We start from the raw sequence: 20,299 nt of genomic DNA, 5'->3' as shown, positions 1-20,299 counted from the left end.
GTGCACACGAAACAGCAGCGTTCTGTGCTTTAATTAATATACACAGCATATGGTTAGACGGCAATTTCCGTCTCGGTAATTCAGCGCTAAAAGCCGTGAAAACTGATCTTTTGTTCACTTGCTACAGTTTTTAGTGATAGATATGATTCGATTACGTTAATTGAGCACAGTGTAAAGGAATGAGGTATGACAATATTTAAAGCGTTATCAATAAGTGTATTAGCACTAACAACACTGATAAGTGCCCCGCATGCAAGCGAAGGACAAGAGGCACAACCAACAAAAAAAGAAGTAGAGAGAATAGAAGTTCAAGGCAGTCGCCCTAAAGGATACTACTTGAGCGAGTTTCGCAAAAACCAAACAGACTTCGTAAGAATGTTCAACGATTTAGTAAATGATAGCGAAATGGAAGTGGTGTGTGAATCTAGAGCTCAAACCGGCAGTCGAGTGAAAAAAAGAGTCTGTGAACCACGTTTTATCAGTACCCTGACGTTTAGAGAAACGCAGCGTGAATTAGCATTTAGTGGCGACTTAAGCCAAGCAGCGCTTATCCAGCAAAACCCTCAGCTACAAAAAGCGCTTATAGAAGAGTTTGCTGAGTTTCAAAAAATCACCGCAGCCCTTTTAAATGAGCATGCCGAGTTAGCTGAAAAATATACGAAAATGAATCAAGCCTTGAGCAAGGTCGAGAGTTTTTCAAAAGATTAAGAGTTTAACCTAGACAATACGTTTTGATCGCGCGGGTATGTGACAGCTCAAGCAAGTTCATGTGCCCCTGCTTATTCAGCGCATAGAGCTGAGCAAACAGCAAAGTAAGCGTGGCAAGGGCATCATCAAGCGAGTTATGTAAAGGCGTGTGATTAAGCTCGTAGCGCTTGCGGGCGTTACCTAAGGCAACGGCTCCCTTAGGCACAAATCCGTGAGCCTTCTCACACATATAAACCTCCAGCAGCATGGTGTCAATCGTGGTGATTTTTGCGGCAGGTAACTCCAACTGCAGCCACAAACGATTTAGCACTCGCATGTCCAGCGCGGCGTTGTGCAATACCCACACATGGGATAAGGCAAACGCTTCGAGCGCTTGTAGCTTCTCTCTAATGTGTCGACCTAGGGCAATATCCTTAGCGGTAAGCCCATGGATGACTGGACTTTGTGCCAAATCGCCTTTCGCGCGCACCACATCATACTCCGCGCTTGCCAAATCGACCTGAAAATTAAGGCCTTGTACCCAGCCAATTGAGGTTACCTTTGCAATATCGGTATCTAGACCAGTCAACTCTAAATCCAGCGAAAGCAAAGGTAACTCAGGATACCGAGCATATTTAAACTGCTCGGCAATGGGATACTGTCCTAAAAAGATTTTCCGCAGTAAATCGAGCATTAGCCAATGCCACCTGAAAACTTCAACACAGCGGCTTGTTGTGCACGATGAATGGCTTGAAATGCTGCCTTCAACTGATGTTTCTCGATAGAAGACAAATCGCTCATTCTCACAAAGTTATCCTTAACATTATTTGCAAGTTGATGGCGCCAACGCAGGCGATTTAGAAACAACCAAATATCGATGAGATTTTTTCTGTCTTTATCAGATAAGCCTGATTTAACGTCAAGGTTATTCAGCCTCGCCACAGTCGCGGGCATGGTCAGCCCCATGCTTAGTGCATATAGACGCACCAGGTTATTAATAATGGCTACCGCAGAGACTTTTAAGTCGATACTGTCTTTAAACTCGGCCTTTTTCGCAAACACAAACTTTTGGAACATCGATAATGGCACGCTGTTCTCATTTGCATTTCTTGCTAGGGCCGCCAAAAACATCGGTTGCTTGAGAAGTGGCTTGCGCTGCGACTGTAACTGTTCAAACAACTTACTGTCGCCTGCGGCCGCTCGCGCATCCAGAAAAATATTAAAATCTAAAATAGCCTGATTGGTTGGGCTATTAACCCATCTCTTTGCTTCTTTAACAGCGGCATCAACCGATAACCTCAACTTAGGGTTACTAGCCATAATGTTGCCATCACATAATTTAATGCCACACTTTGCAAGGCCTAAACATACATATTCCGACATGGCCTCAAAATATTCAGACTCTTGCTCAGTAGGGTCGCGCTCATACAAAAGAGCATTGTCTTGGTCAGAACCCATGGTTTGGTCTTCGCGGGCTTGCGAGCCATATACGAGCCAACAGTAGCGCATTGGCGCTTGACCATGCTCTTGCTGAAAGAACGTAATGAGCTTGCGCGTCATGATGTCTGTTGCCTGTGACAACACTTTACCGGCGATATCAAAATCGCCTGCGCGCTTGGCCGACGACGCTAAATACTGGGGAATTTGCCAAGCTTTAGAAACTAACTGCTCAATATCTTGCGAATTAGTCAGGTCGCTGATCACAAACAATACATTCGTGCGCTGTTGCTTAGACACATCTGTATTAGTCACCATTCCTACAGGTAGCTTAGTGACCGCATCAACTACCGGTAAGTGGTTGATGCCGTATTGGCTCATAGTGCATATGGCATCAAATAAGGTTTTGTTTTTGGTCAAATAAGCAGGGTTTTCGGTCATGATCTGTTTAATAGGCAACTGCGGATTGAGGCCTACCGCAACAACGCGGTTGCGCAAGTCTCTGTCTGTCGCAATCCCTAATAACACGTCATCTTCGGTTACTAGCACAGACGATACGCGATGCTCGCTCATCAGTTTTGCCGCACTTTGTATTGAATCGCCAGGTTTAACCGCAATAGGGGCGTATTGCACCACCTCGTGAAGGGGCTTGTACAACCACATTGAATTGGAATCTTCTACGGCTTTGTTTTGCAATGAATCGTTTTTTGAGGCTCTAAAAAACTGGGCGAATGCCGGAGTCTCCATGGCTTGAAAGAAATATTCTTTTGGAATACATAAGACTATTCCGGGACTGTCAACGGTAAGGGTAATTTTATAGTCGACTTTATCGAGAAGGCGAGCAAAACCAAAATAGTCGCCATCACTTAAATGTTTAATGGGGCCGTCACAATCTTTGACGCAAAATTGCCCACTTTGAATGATAAAAAACGCGTCCTTGTGCTGTGTTAGGAGTTCGTCTTTGTTTTCTTGTGCCAAATAAATGAGTTGGCTATGCTGCGCAATTTCTTCATGTAGCTCAGATTCAAGCTCGTCAAAAGGCCCCTCTTGTTGCAAAAACTCGATAATTTGTTGGGCGGTTGCGCTCATGTTTGCATTCCTTAAACTGCACGTTGTTAAAAAAAACAGGCCCAGCATATGCCGGGCCTATTTATGCTCCTAGTATCGGACCTTTAATTAAAAGCTTAGTGAGCCGAAGCTTCACCCGCTCCTTTAGGGAAACGAATACTTTCTACAAGATCTTGGATTTCTTTCGGCGCTTCTTTCGTCATCTTAAACACAACGAATGCGACTAAGAAGTTTATAAGCATACCGATAGAACCAATACCTTCTGGTGAAATACCGAATAACCAGTTTTCAGATGTATTGAGCTCTGGGTTGACGAACTTGAAGTAAATAATGTACGCCATTGTGAACACAATACCTGAAATCATACCGGATACCGCACCTAAGTTGTTCATACGCTTGGAGAATATACCCATAATGATAACTGGGAAGAAACTCGATGCTGCCAATCCGAACGCGAAGGCGACCACCGCTGCGACATATCCTGGCGGATGCACCCCAAAGTAACCGGCAATACATATCGCCACCGCTGCGGCAATTCGGGCACTTAAGAGCTCCTTTTTGTCGCTTATATTCGGGGCGAAGGTTTTCTTGAGCAAGTCATGGGAGACCGATGTCGATATTACCAATAACAGACCTGCGGATGTCGATAGTGCTGCTGCGACTCCCCCTGCTGCTACAAGCGCGATAACCCAAGCTGGTAAACCTGCAATTTCAGGGTTTGCCAACACCATAATGTCACGGTCAATCTTCATCTCATTGCGATCATCGCCTGAGTAATACATTCTGCCGTCACCGTTTTTATCTTCGTGTGAGATAAGACCTGTTTCTTTCCACGTTTGAATCCATCCAGGGGTTTCAGTAAGTAACGTACCTTTATCATCAACACCGTTGATAGTTTCAATCATGTTTACACGTGCAAATGCAGCAAGCGCAGGAGCAGTGGTATAAAGCAATGCAATGAAAGCTAGCGCCCAACCAGCACTCTTACGAGCATCGGCTACTTTTGGCACGGTGAAGAAGCGTACAATTACGTGTGGAAGACCGGCAGTACCTACCATTAATGCAAAGGTTATTGCGAATACGTCAATCATGCTCTTAGAGCCAGAGGTATATTCATTAAAGCCTAAGGATGTTGATAATCCATCTAGCTTATCTAGCAGGAATACGCCTGAACCATCAGCGATGGTTGCGCCAAATCCTGTCATAGGAAGAATATGGCCAGTGACCATCATAGAGATGAATACCGCAGGTACTAAGTAAGCAAAGATAAGAACACAGAATTGTGCAACCTGTGTATACGTAATGCCTTTCATACCACCAAGTACAGTGTAGAAGAATACGATACCCATACCGATGATTACACCCGTAGTAATGTCAACTTCTAGGAAGCGACTGAATACCACGCCTACACCACGCATTTGGCCAATTACATAGGTAAAACACACGATGATGGCACAAATTACCGCAACGGTACGTGCTGTTTGCGAGTAATAACGGTCACCAATGAAGTCTGGTACAGTAAACTTACCAAACTTACGAAGGTAAGGTGCTAAACACAGTGCTAACAATACGTAGCCGCCTGTCCAGCCCATTAGGTATACCGCGCCGTCATATCCCATGAATGAAATAAGACCGGCCATTGAAATAAATGATGCGGCTGACATCCAGTCGGCTGCCGTTGCCATACCGTTAAGTACAGGCGGTACACCGCCACCAGCAACGTAAAAATCTGTGGTTGAACCCGCGCGCGCCCAAATGGCGATTGCGATATAAAGTAGGAATGAAGCCCCTACAATTAAAAATGTTAATAGTTGAACGCTCATGATTTACTCCTCTTCAACGCCATATTTTCTGTCGAGTGAATTCATTAACTTCATATAAATGAAGATTAATGCAACAAACACATAAATTGCTCCTTGCTGAGCGAACCAAAACCCTAGCTTAAAGCCAAAGAATTGGATGTTGTTAAGTTGCTCCACAAAAAGAATACCGGCGCCAAAAGAGACGACGAACCATACTGCCAAAAGCTTAAATAGGATAGAGAGATTCTCTTTCCAATAGGCTTTTTGGTCATTTTCATTTTTAAAACTCATCTTGAAATCCTCTACTAGGTTAACTAAGTGTGTTGATATTTACATACTTGTAACCATAGGTTTTGCGTGGTTAACACTTTAAATTCTGATGCTTTAGAATTCACCTCAAGCCCCTGCAAAACCTATCGTCACAGGGATAGTGGTAACTCTAGTTTTGTTGACACCATGCGAAAATGAGACCTTGGTCTTACGGTGTTAGTATTAGACGGTTCTGTGATAAAGTACCAATTGTTAAATGCTTGTATAGGAATTTACATGTCAATCGGATGGCTGGCGCTTGCTCTAGCGTATTTACTACTATTATTTTGGATTGCAAAATGGGGGGATAGAAACAGTCCTACAGCACGCTGGATCACATCTCATCCTTTAGTCTACTGTTTAGCATTAGGCATCTATTGTACTGCCTGGACATTTTTTGGAGCAGTTGGGCAATCGAGCAGCGAACAGTGGATGTTCTTGCCGATTTTGCTCGGCCCAATCATCGTGTATTTAATATTTAATTCCTTTATATACAAGCTCACACACGTTAGTAAAAAACAGCACATCAGCACCATATCTGACTTTATCAGCTCTCGTTACGGTAAACGCCAAGTCGTGGCTTTGATGGTAACAATAATCGCACTACTCGCCACCATCCCCTATATAGCACTTCAGTTAAAAGCAGTAGGTTCAACCTTTCAAATGGTTTCTGAGCAAAAAGATAGTCAACTAATTGTTATCATTGCTACTGCGTTTATTGCGGTTTTTGCCATGTATTTTGGTACCCGTAACACCGACGTTACCCAGTATCGACGAGGGTTGATGTTGGCGATGTCCTTTGAGTCATGCATTAAACTTCTTGCGCTAATACTCGTCGCCTTTGTGGGATATCGATACTGGCAAACCTATCATACTCACGATTTGCTGAGCGAATATGTTACTGCAGATGCTTTAAGTGACTTTACCTCGTTCACATTTTGGGCACAGACACTCATGGCAGCGGCTGCCATTATATGCTTGCCTCGACAGTTTCACGTCACCGTCGTAGACAACTTACACATTGAACATATACGCAAAGCTCGCTGGGTGTTTCCGCTTTATCTAGCATTAATTGCACTAACCATCCCTATTATTGCTTCTGCGGGGAATGCAATCTTTGCTGACAATCCCATCAATGCAGACCGATACGTAATGGGCATTGCACAATTTTCCGATAGTTTGATGTTACAAATGATTGTATTCATTGGCGGTCTTTCTGCCGCCACGGCAATGATTATTGTCGCAACTCTTACTCTAAGTACTATGATCACCAACGACGTCATTTTGCCGAAGTTTATGGAACGCAATATGTCTGGTGGTATTGACCGCGTCAGACGAATTAAAATGACGCGTCGGGTTGTGATATTTTTTATCCTACTACTTGCTTTCACTTATCAGCAGCAAATGGCATATCACGCGCCGTTGGCGTCCATTGGCCTGCTAGCATTCTCACTTGTGATTCAGCTACTACCGGCGATCGTCGGTGGGCTGTATTGGGAACGAGGACATGCTCACGGGGTCTACGCGGGTTTAGTTTCAGGCTTTATTGTTTGGCTGATGTTTTTGCTGTTCCCACTTATCGAGCCTGATACATCCATTTACCAAGGCGAAATCGTCAGCAAAGGTGCAATCTTGAGCCTCTTTGCCAATATCATTGCATATGTTGGCTTTTCGCTTATGTCAAAACCGCGCTTGATTGACCGTATTCAAGCAAAAGCATTCGTTGCGCCAGCTACCTATAGCTCTGCATTTACAAATGATGCCATCTTCGAAGTCACTGTGACCGACTTACAAACACTATTGAGTAGGTTTACCGGAGAAAAGCGCTGCGAACAGTTGTTCAAGCATTTTGAAGCCCAAAACGATGTTCAGTTGCAAAAAAGCGAAAAAGCGAGTGAGTCACTTCTCGAATTTGTGGAGCGTGCACTTGGCGGTGTAGTAGGATCATCTAGCGCAAAAGCATTAATTGACAGCGTGGTGCGCGGTAAAAAATTAGATATCACCGACGTTGTCAACTTCTTTGACGATACCACGCAAGCCATGCAATTTAACATGAGTGCATTGTTGACATCATTGGAGAATATTGAGCAGGGTATCAGTGTGGTGGATAAAAACCTAAACCTGGTCGCTTGGAATAAACGCTATTTAGACTTGTTTTCATACCCACAAGAACTCGTGCAGGTAGGTGTGTCCGTTGAACAATTGATACGGCATAACGTGCTCAGAGGTGACTGTGGTCCAGGAGAGATGGAATTACAAGTTGAAAAGCGGATGGAACATTTACGCAACGGCACACCTCATCGGTTTACCCGCCAACGTGATGATGGACATGTCATTGAAATGGTCGGGAATCCGTTACCAGGGGGCGGTTTTGTCACCAGTTTTAACGACATCACCGGACATGTAGAAATTCAGCAAGCATTAAAAGAATCGAATATCAATCTTGCTGCTCGCGTGGCAAAGCGTACCGAGGAAGTGCATTCAATCAATGCTGAACTTCGTTTAGAAATAGAGCGCAGAAATCGTTTAGAAACCAAACTAATACGCGCACGACAAGAGGCTGAAGATGCAAATGCCAGTAAAACGAGGTTTTTAGCACTTGCGAGTCATGATGTATTGCAACCTTTGAATGCCGCAAAGCTCTACCTGACTGTATTAGAAGAAGCGGATTTAGATCCTGATTTAACCAATACGATCCGTAAGCTAACCGATTCGGTGGTGTCTAGTGAAACGCTAATCAGCACAATTTTAGATATATCCCGCCTAGACCAAGGCGAACTGAAACCCTTTATTGAAACGGTAAATGTCAGAGAGCTAGTTACGCCCATTATCAACGAAATGGGCATGAAAGCGAAAGAGCGCGGACTGGCGTTTCGAAGCCGCATCCAAGACTGCTATATCAGTGCTGACAAAACCTACCTTTACCGTATTGTTCAGAACCTTGCTTCTAATGCGGTTAAATATACCGAAAAAGGAAAGGTCTTATTAACCGTTAGAGTCGTTAAAGAACAAGTTCGCATTGAGCTACGCGACACGGGGATTGGCATTCCGGAAATACAGCAAGCAGCCATCTTTAGCGACTTCTATCGTGTTGAAAACACCGAGGTGCAAGGCATTGGATTAGGCCTTGGAGTGGTCAAGCGTCTTACCCAGCAGTTAAATTGTAAAGTCCGTGTGCACTCGGTCGAAAACAAAGGCTCTTGCTTCTCTGTTCAATTTCAGCAGGTCTCTGCGCCAGAAGTGCCCAAAGTGGTGCGTTCACCGTCTAAGTCTATCTTTAATAAGTTGAAGATTTTATGTATCGATGATCAAAGAGAAAACCTCGATGCGATGTACACTTTGTTGAGCAAATGGGGCATTGATGTTCAAACTGCGCAAAACTTTGAACAAGCAAAGGTGATTGCTGCAGATTTTTCTCCACATATTCTACTGGTGGATTATCAGCTAGGTCGCGGGCCTGATGGGCTTGAGATTATAGATATAATTAGGCACCAGCAAAATACCATCCTTCCAGCTTGTTTGGTGACCGCACAACGTGGCGACGCCTTAATGCAAGCCTGTAGTGAACAAGGGGTCAATTATCTTGCAAAGCCCTTAAAACCAGCCAAACTTCGTACGCTTATCCAGAGTATGGCGAAGTTTATAAAACATGTAGAAGTGGAAGATAAAAAAGACAGAGGCGCACAATGAGCAGTTGCTGGCTAAAAGTTCGCTAAAGGATGGTTAAAGCATGGCTGCAGGATAATGCTTAACGCATAAGTAAAGCATCAATATTTGTTGGTATGGTTGAAACAAAACACGTTAAAACGCTAAAGGAGAAGTCCGTTTAGCATTCAATTTGTCCAGAGTAATAAGATGTTTACACTTCTTCTTTTACTGGTGGCTCTAGCTGCAACTGAGACGCGATCAAAACGGCTTGAGTTCGATTGTTGATACCAAGCTTGCGGAATATCGCGGTAACGTGCGCCTTAACCGTCGCTTCAGCAATGTCTAAGTTGTATCCTATCTGTTTATTGAGCAAACCATCGCGCATATAACACAACACTTTGTATTGAGAGGGCGTCAAACTGGCCACATTTTCTGCTAGTTCTGAGAAGGTTTCATCTACATCTTGTATTTGTTGACGTACTGCCTCTGGCACCCAAACATCACCTTCAAGCATATTGCTTACGGCATCTTTAATGTCTTGTGCACTTGCGGTTTTAGGGATAAAACCCATCGCACCTAACCCGACAATCTTAGAGATTAAGGACGCATCTTCAGTTCCTGAGACTACCGCAATAGGTAAATCAGGATGTAATTTTTGAATATGTAAAAAACCAAACAAATCGCTACTGCCTGGCATATGCAAGTCAAGCAATAACAAGTCAACCTCTGACTTTTCTAAAGTAGATACCGTTTCATTTAAATCGCCAGACTCTAAAATGGTTAGGTCTTCAAAACCCATTGACAAAGCGCCTTTTAGGGCATCCCTATACAACGGATGGTCGTCGGCAATTAGCAATGAAATCATGAAAGGTACCCTTAAAACATGTAGCTTGAATATTTTTGAGTTTAACAAGATGTTAACAAGGAAGGAAGAGGCAATGTGATATAAAAGAAAAGGAGGCTAAAAAGCCTCCTTTACGTCACTGCAAGCAGTAATTAGCGGTTCAATCTCTTGTCAATTAAAGAGGTAACAACAGATGGATCTGCCAAGGTAGATGTATCACCTAACTGCTCATGCTCATTCGCGGCAATTTTACGCAAAATTCTGCGCATAATTTTACCTGAACGTGTTTTCGGAAGACCAGTAGTCCACTGAATAATATCAGGCGTTGCAATGGGGCTGAGTTCTTTACGTACCCAAGTACGAATCTCGGCAGTCAGGTTATCGTCAGCCTCTACGCCTTCATTTGGCGTAATATAAACATAGATACCTTGGCCTTTAATATCGTGCGGATACCCTACTACAGCTGCTTCTGCAATAAGCGCATGAGCGACCAGCGCAGACTCAATTTCAGCCGTGCCAAGCCTGTGACCCGATACATTCAATACATCATCTACACGACCGGTAATCCAATAAAAGCCATCTTCGTCTCGACGTGCTCCGTCTCCCGTGAAATATACGTCAGGGTAGGCACTAAAGTAGGTTTCGATGAAGCGTTTATGGTCACCATAAACCGTACGCGCCTGTGAAGGCCAGCTGTCTTTAATAACCAAGTTGCCTTCATTCGCGCCTTCCAATTCGTTGCCATCCGCATCAAATAATGCAGGCTGAACACCAAAAAGTGGACGCGTGGCTGAACCAGGCTTAAGCTCTGTGGCAGCAGGAAGTGGCGCGATCATCATTCCACCTGTCTCTGTTTGCCACCAAGAATCGATAATCGGACAACGACCTTGACCAATCACGCGGTGATACCACTCCCACGCTTCAGGGTTGATTGGCTCACCTACTGAACCAAGCACGCGTAGTGAGGAGAGATCACAACCTTCAACAGGCTTCTCACCGTGAGCCATCAGCGCACGAATGGCTGTTGGCGCGGTATAAAGACTGTTTACTTTATATTTCTCAACAACTTGTGCAATTCTTCTCACATCTGGGTAAGTGGGTACACCTTCGAAGAATACTTGCGACGCACCGTTTGCAAGCGGTCCATACGTCATATAACTATGACCTGTGATCCAGCCCACATCAGCAGTACACCAGTAAATATCGTCTTCTTTGTAATCAAACGCATAGCGGAACGTTAATGATGTATACAATAGATAACCGCCAGTGGTATGCACAACACCCTTAGGCTGGCCGGTTGAGCCTGAAGTGTACAAGATGAATAATGGGTCTTCAGCGTCCATCACTTCTGGCTCACATTGTGCTGAACAATCGTCAATCAGGTCATGCCACCAAACGTCAACATCGTCGTTCCAAGCGATATCACCGCCAGTCAACTTTTGGGTAACAACCGCTTTTATGCTAGGGCATGCGCCATTAGCAATCGCTTCGTCAACATTGGCTTTTAATGGCACCGAACGCCCGGCTCGACGGCCTTGGTCGGCAGTGATTACTACTTTGGCATCACTGTTGTTGATGCGATCTGCAATCGCGTTTGGCGAGAAACCACCGAAAATAACAGAATGCACCGCGCCAATGCGTGCGCAAGCTAACATAGCATATGCTGCATGAGGCACCATTGGCATATAAATAGCCACTCTATCGCCTTTGTTAACACCTAGCTTTTTAAGGCCATTGGCTAACTTACATACTTCATAGTGAAGCTGCTGATAGGTGACATTCTCTGAATCTTCTGGCGAGTCACCTTCCCAAAAGATAGCGGTTTTCTTGGCGTTCTTTTCTAAATGGCGATCAATACAGTTGTAGCTAGCATTAAGCTGCCCATCTTCAAACCACTTAATGTCGCAGTTATCTTGGCTAAAAGAAGTGTTTTTGATAATAGTGGGGGTCTTATACCAATCTAGCTCGCCTAGTTGTGAACGCCAAAATTCATCTGGGTTCTCCACCGACGCTTTATACATAGCTTGATAATCTTCATCGCTGAAGTGTGGACCTTTTAATAGTGCATCAGGCACTGGGTATGTCTTGGCATTCATGGTTCTGCCTCCGTCAAATGCTTGTTTGATTACGCTGTTAACAATAGCCTTCTTAGCGCAAACAAAAATGAGACTTTGGTATTACCGCAGAATAACACCTGTTCCCACTTGGAATAACTGCTCCGAATCCCCTGTATTTACTCAACAAATGCCACCATAGTCTCATAGACCATCTGCTAATTTGAAAAGTCGAAGTTTTACATAAAAATGCACACAGCTTAACGAAGCTTTTACACTCAATTAACGAAAATGGACACACCTATGAAGACAATAAAGACTAAAACTGCACAGGCAATTGCAATAGGCTTATGCTTAGGTGCATTTCCCTTAATAACTCAGGCTGCCACGATTGGTGACACGACCGTCAAGTTCTCTGGTTATATAAAAGCGGATGCAATAATGAGCAATTACTCTGATGGCACACTTCCCTCAGGTAACATTGGCAGAGATTTTTATATACCCACTTTAACGCCTGTAGGCCAAAATGATGAAGGATCACAGTTTGACGCTCATATACGTCAATCTCGTTTTCGCTTCACCACTACCACACCTACAGATGAAGGCGACACCATTACTGGCGTGCTTGAGTTTGATATGCTAGCCACACCAAACGGCGATGATCGTATCAGTAACTCTTACACACCGCGTATTCGTCATGCATTTCTAACCTACAAAAACTGGACGGTTGGACAAACATGGTCGACCTTTATGGATGTATCCATATTGCCCGAAACTCTTGATTTTATAGGTAATGCAGACGGCATTATCTTTGAAAGACAACCGCTTGTTAAGTACAAGTCAGGTGCTTGGGAATTTGCCCTAGAAAACCCTGAAACCACGGTGACACCGAATAGCGGCGCTGGTCGCATAACAGCGGATGACAACCCACTACCTGATTTTGTGACCCGTTATACGCACAAAGCAGACTGGGGACATGTTGCAGTAGCTGGTCTACTAAGACAAATTTCCTACGATGATGGCTTACTTATCGACAGCACGGAAACCTCGGTGGGTGTAAGTGTTACCAGTAAGATTAAAATCGGCGAAACCAATGACCTTAGACTTTCATTTAGCACAGGTTCTGGTGTAGGTAGATACATGGCACTTAATGCGGCAAACGGAGCGGTGGTTGATGATAACAATGAGCTAGAAGCTATTGATTCGACTGCATACAGTATTGCCTACAGACATGTCTGGAACAGCAAGTATCGCAGTAGCTTTGTTTATTCTTCGTTCACGGCGGATAACAACCTTGACCTGATGAGCATTAACTCAACAGAAAGCACTTACAGTATGCGCGCTAACCTGTTGTATCAACCAACAGCAAAAATCACTGTTGGTGGTGAGTACACCTTTGCCAAACGTGAGCTTGAGTCGGGTGCTAATGGTGACATGAACCGCTTACAGTTCTCACTGAAGTACGTATTCTAAGTTTACTTCTCTCGACCATTTAGCTGGCTTCGGCCAGCTTTTTTTTGCCTCTAACTTAAAAACAAAATCGCCAGTAAAGGTAAAACGAAAAACACGCCCACAATGTAAGCAACACCATATAATTTTTGCTCGGCTACTTTAAGGCTGAGTTGATACGATATCGTTGGGGGCCACTCTCGCAAAAACGCCAAACCATAAATGACCAAGACCGCCAACGCGTTGTAGCAAAAATGCACGATTGCGACTTGCAGAGCTAACACAGCGTTAGGCCCGTCTACGGCTAATGCGGCAATCAATGCGGTGATACACGTGCCTATGTTTGCACCGAGCGTAAATGGGTAAATTCCTCTCGCTGTGAGGATACCATTTCCGACTAGTGGCACCATTAAGGAAGTCGTGGTTGAACTTGATTGCACGAGCACAGTCACTATAGTGCCTGAGGCGATACCAGAAACTGAGCCCCCACCAATACTTCTTTCGAGTATCAAACGAGCCCTCCCTACCATGAGGGACTTCATTATTTTACCCATCCCGGTAATGGATAAGATAATCAACATCAAACCAAGAACGATTTGTACTATCCCTGCATATACCTCTGGAAGTCCTGCTGTAGCTAATTCGACGCTATCGATAAGCGGACCGGTCACGGCTTTGATAGGGTTAAACGAGCCCACATCTGCTGCGCTACCGAGTGCAAAAAGTGATACTAGCGCACCACTGAGATACTCTAAGAAGCCAAACATGATTTCTAAAGGTAAGAAAATCAATACCGCAAATATGTTGAAAAAGTCATGGATAGTGGCTGCGTTAAAAGCTCTTTGGAACTCTTGCTTATCTTTGATATGCCCAAGACTCACAATAGTATTGGTAATACTTGTACCAATATTCGCTCCCATCATCATTGGGATAGCGATAGTGATGGGTAATCCGCCCGCCACCATTGCCACAATAATTGAAGATACGGTGCTCGATGATTGAATAAGGGCAGTGGCTACCATTCCAATAATCAGACCCATCACAGGATTGGAGGCAAACTCAAAAAGTGATCTTGCGTGCTCTTCGGTAGCGGTTTTAAATCCACCACCTATCAGGCCTACCGCCGTTAGCATCGCAAAAATTAATACAACTAATAGCAACCATCGTAAAGGTTTAGGCCACGTCGACAAACCTTTTAAAGGCTCCGGCGACTGAAAATCTTCATTCATCCAATACTACCTACATCCAATCAGACTTTGTTTTACACATCAATTATGACGATATTATTAAAGTGCAATAATATACCTTAAAAGGGTGCAGGGTAACGCTTTATTACGTTGGCGACGTCATCAAGACATGCTTTTGGTAGCGTCAGGTCAAACGCGTCCATATTTTCTTTTAACTGCGCCATGGTTGTTGCACCAATAATGGTGGAGCTAACGCCATCAACCTGATCGCACCATGCTAACGCCAACTGGCTTGGCGTGACATCGTATTTATCCGCAATTTGGCAATAATCTTCAACTGCCTGTCTTGATAGCTCGGTATCTCTAAACAAGCCCTGTCGTTGCACTAACGTCCAGCGACTGCCATCAGGGCGAGCACCATTACGATATTTACCCGATAACATGCCACTCGCAAGTGGCGACCATGGTAAATAGGCCACATCTTCAAAGGAACAGGTTTCAATCAAAAATGGCCAGTCTTTTAAATGAACGAGGTTAAACTCATTTTGAATCGATACAGGACGCGGCACGCCTAGCTCATCGCATAACGAAAGGTAGGTATGAATGCCCCACGGAGTATCGTCTGAAAGACCCCAATGTCTTATTTTACCAGCACTGATGGCCTCTCCTAGCGCGATGACAATTTTGCGCATGCGAGCTCGCTCTTTTGCCACATCGGTTTTACTAGGTTTAACACTGTTAGGCCAGTGTTTCCCAAAATGGGGAGACAAACGATTCGGCCAATGCAGCTGATACACATCGATGTAATCGGTTTGCAAGCGAGCAAGCGACGCATCAATGGCAACAGGAATCGTTTCTTCAGAAATCATCGAGCCGTCGCGAATATAGCCAAAGCCAGGGCCGACGATTTTAGTGGCGATGATCAGTTTTTCTCGCATCCGAGGATGTCGCGATAACCAATCCCCAATGACGCGCTCGGTGTCACCATAAGTTTCTTTGTTTGGTGGGACCGGATACATTTCAGCAGTATCGATGAAATTTACGCCCCGCTCGATAGCGTAAGCAATTTGTTCGTCAGCATCGGCTTGGGTATTTTGAATTCCCCAAGTCATGCTACCCAAACACACTCTTGAAACAGATAAACCGGAACGGCCTAAAGGCGAAAATCGCATATTTTTCCTTTCACTTTGCACCAAAATCCCACTGCCCGTAAGTCTGAGCAAGGCAGCGCCACTTTGCAAATAAATTTATGGCTTGGTAATACGCAATAGAAGCTAAAAAGTACTAAATATTATCCTAACAAGGCCTTCACATGCGCCACAGCGCTGCGGCTTAGCGATTTCAGTTCATAACCTCCTTCTAGCATAGAGATAATATGCCCGTTGCAATGCTTATCTGCGGCGGCCTTTATATGTTCAGTTAACCAAACATAATCGTTTTCAACTAAACGTAAATGCGCCAAGTCGTCTTGGGCATGGGCATCAAACCCGGCGGAGACAAATATCAATTGTGGTTTAAAGTCATCGATTGCCTGCCACCAGTGATTCACTAACTCCCTATATTCACTTCCTTTGGTACCAGCGGGAATTGGAACATTAAGAATGCCATCGCGGGTTGGCTGGTCTCCATTGAACGGGTAAAAAGGATGTTGGAATGATGAGCAAAACAATACGCGCTCATCGTCTTGAAAAATATTTTCTGTGCCATCGCCGTGGTGCACATCAAAGTCCAAGATCACAACGCGCTCCAATCCTCTATGTTCTAGTGCGTGCAAGGCCGCAATTGCAATATTGTTGAACAGACAAAATCCTGCGGACGTTGAACGCCCTGCGTGATGCCCCGGCGGACGCACCAAACAAAATGCACTTTGCGTCTCGTTAGCCATCACCATATCTACCGCGGTAATGCCCGCTCCCGCGCTATGTAAAGCAGCTTTGAGCGTATGCTCCATCATAATGGTGTCATCATCAATCCACACGCGATCGCCCTTTTCACTCGGCGCAAGGTCAAATACCCGTTGTACAAACGCTTTATCATGTGCAAGTAAGAGATCATCAAAATGTGCAGGATGAGCATCTGCAAATCGCACCACCAACTCAAGCCCCGAAGAGACAATCTGATCATTAATCGAATGCATTCTCGCTGGATGTTCAGGGTGCTCTGGGTCTGCATTATGTAAAGCACAAGCAGGACTGCCTACAATCGTAATGGTCATGGTTTTTCCTTAAGGTGACGAATCAACTCAATTTCACCTGGGTCGGGATTAAATACACGCTTGAATTCGAAGTGTTCAAACACCGCAATCATGGCTTGATTGTTAGGTTTCACCATGGCAAACATCTTACTCAATCCTCTCGCTGTTGCTATTTCAATCATTTGAGACAGCAAAATTTTCGCCATTCCCTTGCCCTGGTGGTTTTCACGAGTAACAAAGGCAACTTCGCAGCTGTTGTTTTCAGGATACAAGTAGTAACGCCCTACCGCTTCAATGATGTGGCGCGACCCATCTTGACGAACAATAGTTAGGGCCAAATCTTTACTTTGGTCAACGCTAACTAAATCACACGATTTTTCACGGGTCATGGCTTGGGGAATGTAGTTGTACCGCATACGCACGGTTTCTTTGGTATGAGAATAGAAAAATTCTTGCAAACGTCGCTCATCGGCGGGGTTAAGCGCACGTAAGTAAAAAGTTTCTCCTTGAATCTTCAGTCGCCTTAATTGAACATCACCGAGTTCTGGAATATCCGTTGAAAATGGTTTTTGATAGTCTGGAGCCCATGCATGCTCCCTGATGCTGTTTAACAAACCGTCTCTAAACTTAGGGTGAGCAACACGAATAAGTTCAAGAGCTCGCTCTCGTACACTTTTGCCTTTTAAACTTGCTATACCAAATTCAGTCACGACGTAATGCACATTTCCTCTTGAAGTCACTACTCCAGCGCCTTGGGTTATATTCGCTACAATACGCGAGACCTCGCCATTTCTCGCCGTTGAGGGCAAGGCAATAATCGATTTCCCACCCGCACTCTTTGACGCCCCCATCACAAAATCAACCTGACCACCAATACCGCTATAAAACTTGTAGCCAATAGAGTCTGCGACAACCTGGCCGCTTAAATCCACTTCCAACGCACTATTAATGGATACCATTTTGTCATTTTTAGCGATATTTTCAGGCTTGTTCACATAACTGCTGGGGTAAAATTCAACATGCGGATTATTGTGTACAAACTCATAAAGTCGTTTGCTGCCCACACAAAAACTCGTGACAGTTTTACTAGGATGGAAGGTTTTAGCACGATTAGTCGCTACGCCTTTTTGCATTAACTCCATCACCCCATCGCTGATCATCTCTGAGTGAATCCCAAGGTTTTTATGATTATGCAGATACCGCGTGACCGCATCTGGCACTTTGCCAATGCCTAATTGAAGAGTAGCCCCGTCTTCAACCAACATGGCTACATACTGACCTATACGATCGGTAATCGAAGACGTGCCGGCAACTTTGACTTCTGGAATGTCTTGGGCATGTTCTACGCACGCACTAAACTCACTCATGTGCAAGAATGAATGGCCTGCGGTGCGCGGCATCTTTGGGTTAATTTGCGCAATCACATGCTTTGCGCTGCGAGCAGCAGACATGACAATATCGACTGACACGCCAAGGGAGCAATATCCAAGAGAGTCAGGGGGTGACACCATAATAAGGGCGGCATCAAGGGGTAGCGTTTCGTTGGTAAACAGGCTTGAAATCTCAGATAAAAAGCACGGTGTATAGTCAGCTCGCCCCTCGTCCACCGCACGGCGAATGGCCTCACCATGTATGAAGAATGTATTGACCTTAAAGCGCCGTTTATATTCTTCTAATGCCCATTTATTGTCCGAAATTGTCACGATATGGCATAGCTCAAGATCTTTAATCTCTTTACCATCAACAATCAAACTATCAATTAGTGCATTTGGCACCGCAGCATTGGAGCCAATAAAAAGCCTGTTGCCTGATTTGATTAACGCATCCCAATCTACGGTATTGGTAAATTGCGATTTTACGGATTGCATTGTGTTTGCCTATATTGTGCCTTACGCTTAACCTTAGATTACCAACAATTTTCAATCAATACATTGATCTGGCACTAATCCTTTAGTCCAAATTGAAGCAATTTATTATCTATTAAGAACAATACGTTAAGGGAATGTTATGGATAGGCTTTATTCACTCAATACCAATACATCAGTCACAACTTGGGGGCGATATGTTTTTATAAGTATTAATGCTTTGCTCTATATATCATTCATCTTCATGATGTCTAACGCTGTTGCACAAACGCCGGCTCATGAATTAAAAGTCAGTGCGCCAACGGCTATTAATAAATCCGGTCGTCTGTATATTGTGTTTAATCAAGATGATACCGACGAACCTCGCTTTTATTCTGCTTGGCCGACACAAGGCGTGGAGCCAATGTTCGCCACTGATTTGCAACAGCTTGATAATACCATTGTCAATGTTGCCGATGAGGTGCTTGGATTTGAACATGCACTCTCAGACTTACCTGCGGGAACTTACAGTGTGCAGGCACTCTACGACACCGACTTTCTTGACGGAAGAATGAATTCACCGCTTAACTATTTCTCAAAAGTCCAAAGCATCGTTGTTAACGCAGGTGAGCCTATTCAACTAGCATTTGAACTCACCGAACAAATACCTGCTGAAACACTACCGGAAGATACCGAGCATTTGCGCTTCGTGAAAATGAAAAGTGACTTAGTATCCGCGCATTGGCAACAAGATATGCATATACGAGCAGCGGTGTTGTTACCGGCACAATACTCAGCAAATCCTCTGAAAAAGTTCCCTGTATTTTATAGCGTGGGCGGATACCATTCAAAATATACTAGAGCATTGTCGTTGATGGAAAATGATGCCTTTAAAGAGTATTGGTTTGCCGATGACACGCCGCAAATGGTGATTGTTTTTCTAGATTCACAAGCGCCGTTTGGTGATTCGTATCAAATGGACTCTGCTAATAACGGCCCCTATGGCGAAGCGACCATCAATGAACTTATCCCATTTTTAGAGCAAAAGTTTAACCTATACCCACAAATGGAAGGCCGTTTCGTTAGCGGTTGCTCAACTGGCGGTTGGGTAAGCTTAGCTATGCAGTTATATTATCCAGACACATTTAACGGTGCTTGGTCATTTAGCGCCGATGGCGTAGATTTTCGCTATTTTCAACTGGTAGACATATATGAAGATGAGAATGCCTATGTAAACGAGCATGGCTCACAAAGACCTTCTTATCGAGCCAAAGATGGGGAAATTATTTTTTCTATAAAGCACGAAATCATGATGGAAAACGTCATGGGCAAGCACAACAGCTTTGCCTATTCTGGCGGCCAATGGGGCGGTTGGAATGCGGTGTATGGGCCACGCAATGCGGATGGAAGCCCTTCGACTATTTGGGATCCAGTAACAGGAAAGATTGACAAAGAAGTCGCCGAGCAATGGCAAAAATTTGATTTACGCAAATACACTGAAGACAACTGGCAGACCCTTGGGCCTAAACTTCAAGGAAAGCTGCATATTTGGATGGGCGATATGGATAACTTCTATCTAAACAATGCCATGTATCTCTACGAAGAGATGTTAAATGCGCGCCAAGAGCCGGTATCGGATGCAGAATTTACTTGGAAACGCGGTGTTGGGCATTGTGATTACAATCAGGTGGATATGCTCCAATCAACAATATCGAAAATGCATAAGCGGTATGAGTCGACTCGCCCCGAATAAACGCAAAAAGCCTAGCGAACAAT

Annotated in this window: 14 protein-coding genes; 4 read left to right on the top strand and 10 right to left on the bottom strand. The window is 44.3% G+C overall.

Annotated features, from left to right (window positions below):
• Positions 1 to 186 precede the first annotated feature (186 nt).
• Positions 187 to 708 carry a hypothetical protein gene (locus tag KJ365_RS05900; RefSeq protein ID WP_214450702.1) on the top strand — a complete coding sequence of 174 codons (522 nt, stop codon included), beginning with the start codon at positions 187 to 189 and terminating at the stop codon, positions 706 to 708.
• Positions 709 to 712: 4 nt separating this feature from the next.
• Here the strand turns inward: KJ365_RS05900 and KJ365_RS05895 are convergent, their stop codons facing one another.
• From KJ365_RS05895 to KJ365_RS05880, 4 genes are all read right to left on the bottom strand, one after another.
• Entirely contained in the window at positions 713 to 1,381 is a 669-nt protein-coding gene (locus KJ365_RS05895) for a 3'-5' exonuclease (protein WP_214450701.1), read from the bottom strand.
• Entirely contained in the window at positions 1,381 to 3,213 is a 1,833-nt protein-coding gene (locus KJ365_RS05890) for a DUF294 nucleotidyltransferase-like domain-containing protein (protein WP_214450700.1), read from the bottom strand. The genes KJ365_RS05895 and KJ365_RS05890 overlap by 1 nt, the downstream gene beginning before the upstream one ends.
• Positions 3,214 to 3,308: 95 nt before the next feature.
• Positions 3,309 to 5,015: a sodium:solute symporter family protein gene (locus KJ365_RS05885; protein ID WP_214450699.1), complete on the bottom strand. Its 1,707-nt coding sequence runs from the start codon at positions 5,013 to 5,015 to the stop codon at positions 3,309 to 3,311.
• 3 nt (positions 5,016 to 5,018) lie between these two features.
• Positions 5,019 to 5,285, bottom strand: a complete 267-nt coding sequence (locus KJ365_RS05880; RefSeq protein ID WP_214450698.1) for a DUF4212 domain-containing protein — start codon at positions 5,283 to 5,285, stop codon at positions 5,019 to 5,021.
• 255 nt (positions 5,286 to 5,540) lie between these two features.
• Between KJ365_RS05880 and KJ365_RS05875 the strand changes: the two genes are divergently transcribed.
• On the top strand, positions 5,541 to 8,993 hold the full coding sequence (locus KJ365_RS05875) for a PAS domain-containing hybrid sensor histidine kinase/response regulator (protein ID WP_214450697.1): 3,453 nt from the start codon (positions 5,541 to 5,543) through the stop codon (positions 8,991 to 8,993).
• Between the two features lie 169 nt (positions 8,994 to 9,162).
• Here the strand turns inward: KJ365_RS05875 and KJ365_RS05870 are convergent, their stop codons facing one another.
• Positions 9,163 to 9,816 (bottom strand): response regulator transcription factor, encoded by a 654-nt coding sequence (locus KJ365_RS05870; protein WP_214450696.1) that lies wholly within the window; start codon positions 9,814 to 9,816, stop codon positions 9,163 to 9,165.
• Positions 9,817 to 9,947: 131 nt separating this feature from the next.
• Complete coding sequence (gene acs, locus KJ365_RS05865; RefSeq protein WP_214450695.1) at positions 9,948 to 11,891, bottom strand: acetate--CoA ligase; 1,944 nt, start codon at positions 11,889 to 11,891, stop codon at positions 9,948 to 9,950.
• A gap of 261 nt (positions 11,892 to 12,152) precedes the next feature.
• Here acs and KJ365_RS05860 point away from each other — a divergent pair, with 261 nt between their 5' ends.
• Positions 12,153 to 13,322, top strand: coding sequence for a DcaP family trimeric outer membrane transporter (locus KJ365_RS05860; RefSeq protein WP_214450694.1), 1,170 nt, complete (start codon positions 12,153 to 12,155; stop codon positions 13,320 to 13,322).
• A gap of 50 nt (positions 13,323 to 13,372) precedes the next feature.
• Here the strand turns inward: KJ365_RS05860 and KJ365_RS05855 are convergent, their stop codons facing one another.
• From KJ365_RS05855 to KJ365_RS05840, 4 genes are all read right to left on the bottom strand, one after another.
• Positions 13,373 to 14,527, bottom strand: a complete 1,155-nt coding sequence (locus tag KJ365_RS05855) for a Na/Pi symporter (RefSeq protein WP_214450693.1) — start codon at positions 14,525 to 14,527, stop codon at positions 13,373 to 13,375.
• 77 nt (positions 14,528 to 14,604) lie between these two features.
• Complete coding sequence (locus KJ365_RS05850) at positions 14,605 to 15,657, bottom strand: aldo/keto reductase (protein ID WP_214450692.1); 1,053 nt, start codon at positions 15,655 to 15,657, stop codon at positions 14,605 to 14,607.
• Positions 15,658 to 15,776: 119 nt separating this feature from the next.
• Complete coding sequence (locus KJ365_RS05845; RefSeq protein ID WP_214450691.1) at positions 15,777 to 16,700, bottom strand: histone deacetylase family protein; 924 nt, start codon at positions 16,698 to 16,700, stop codon at positions 15,777 to 15,779.
• Positions 16,697 to 18,547 (bottom strand): bifunctional acetyl-CoA hydrolase/transferase family protein/GNAT family N-acetyltransferase, encoded by a 1,851-nt coding sequence (locus KJ365_RS05840; RefSeq protein WP_214450690.1) that lies wholly within the window; start codon positions 18,545 to 18,547, stop codon positions 16,697 to 16,699. The genes KJ365_RS05845 and KJ365_RS05840 overlap by 4 nt, the downstream gene beginning before the upstream one ends.
• 139 nt (positions 18,548 to 18,686) lie before the next feature.
• Between KJ365_RS05840 and KJ365_RS05835 the strand changes: the two genes are divergently transcribed.
• Positions 18,687 to 20,276 (top strand): alpha/beta hydrolase-fold protein, encoded by a 1,590-nt coding sequence (locus KJ365_RS05835; RefSeq protein ID WP_214450689.1) that lies wholly within the window; start codon positions 18,687 to 18,689, stop codon positions 20,274 to 20,276.
• Positions 20,277 to 20,299 lie beyond the last annotated feature (23 nt).

This window comes from Glaciecola sp. XM2, from assembly GCF_018595715.1.
Classification (GTDB): domain Bacteria; phylum Pseudomonadota; class Gammaproteobacteria; order Enterobacterales; family Alteromonadaceae; genus Glaciecola.
The sequence above is the reverse complement of the archived record's forward strand: the minus strand, read 5'-3'. Positions and strand labels throughout refer to the sequence as shown.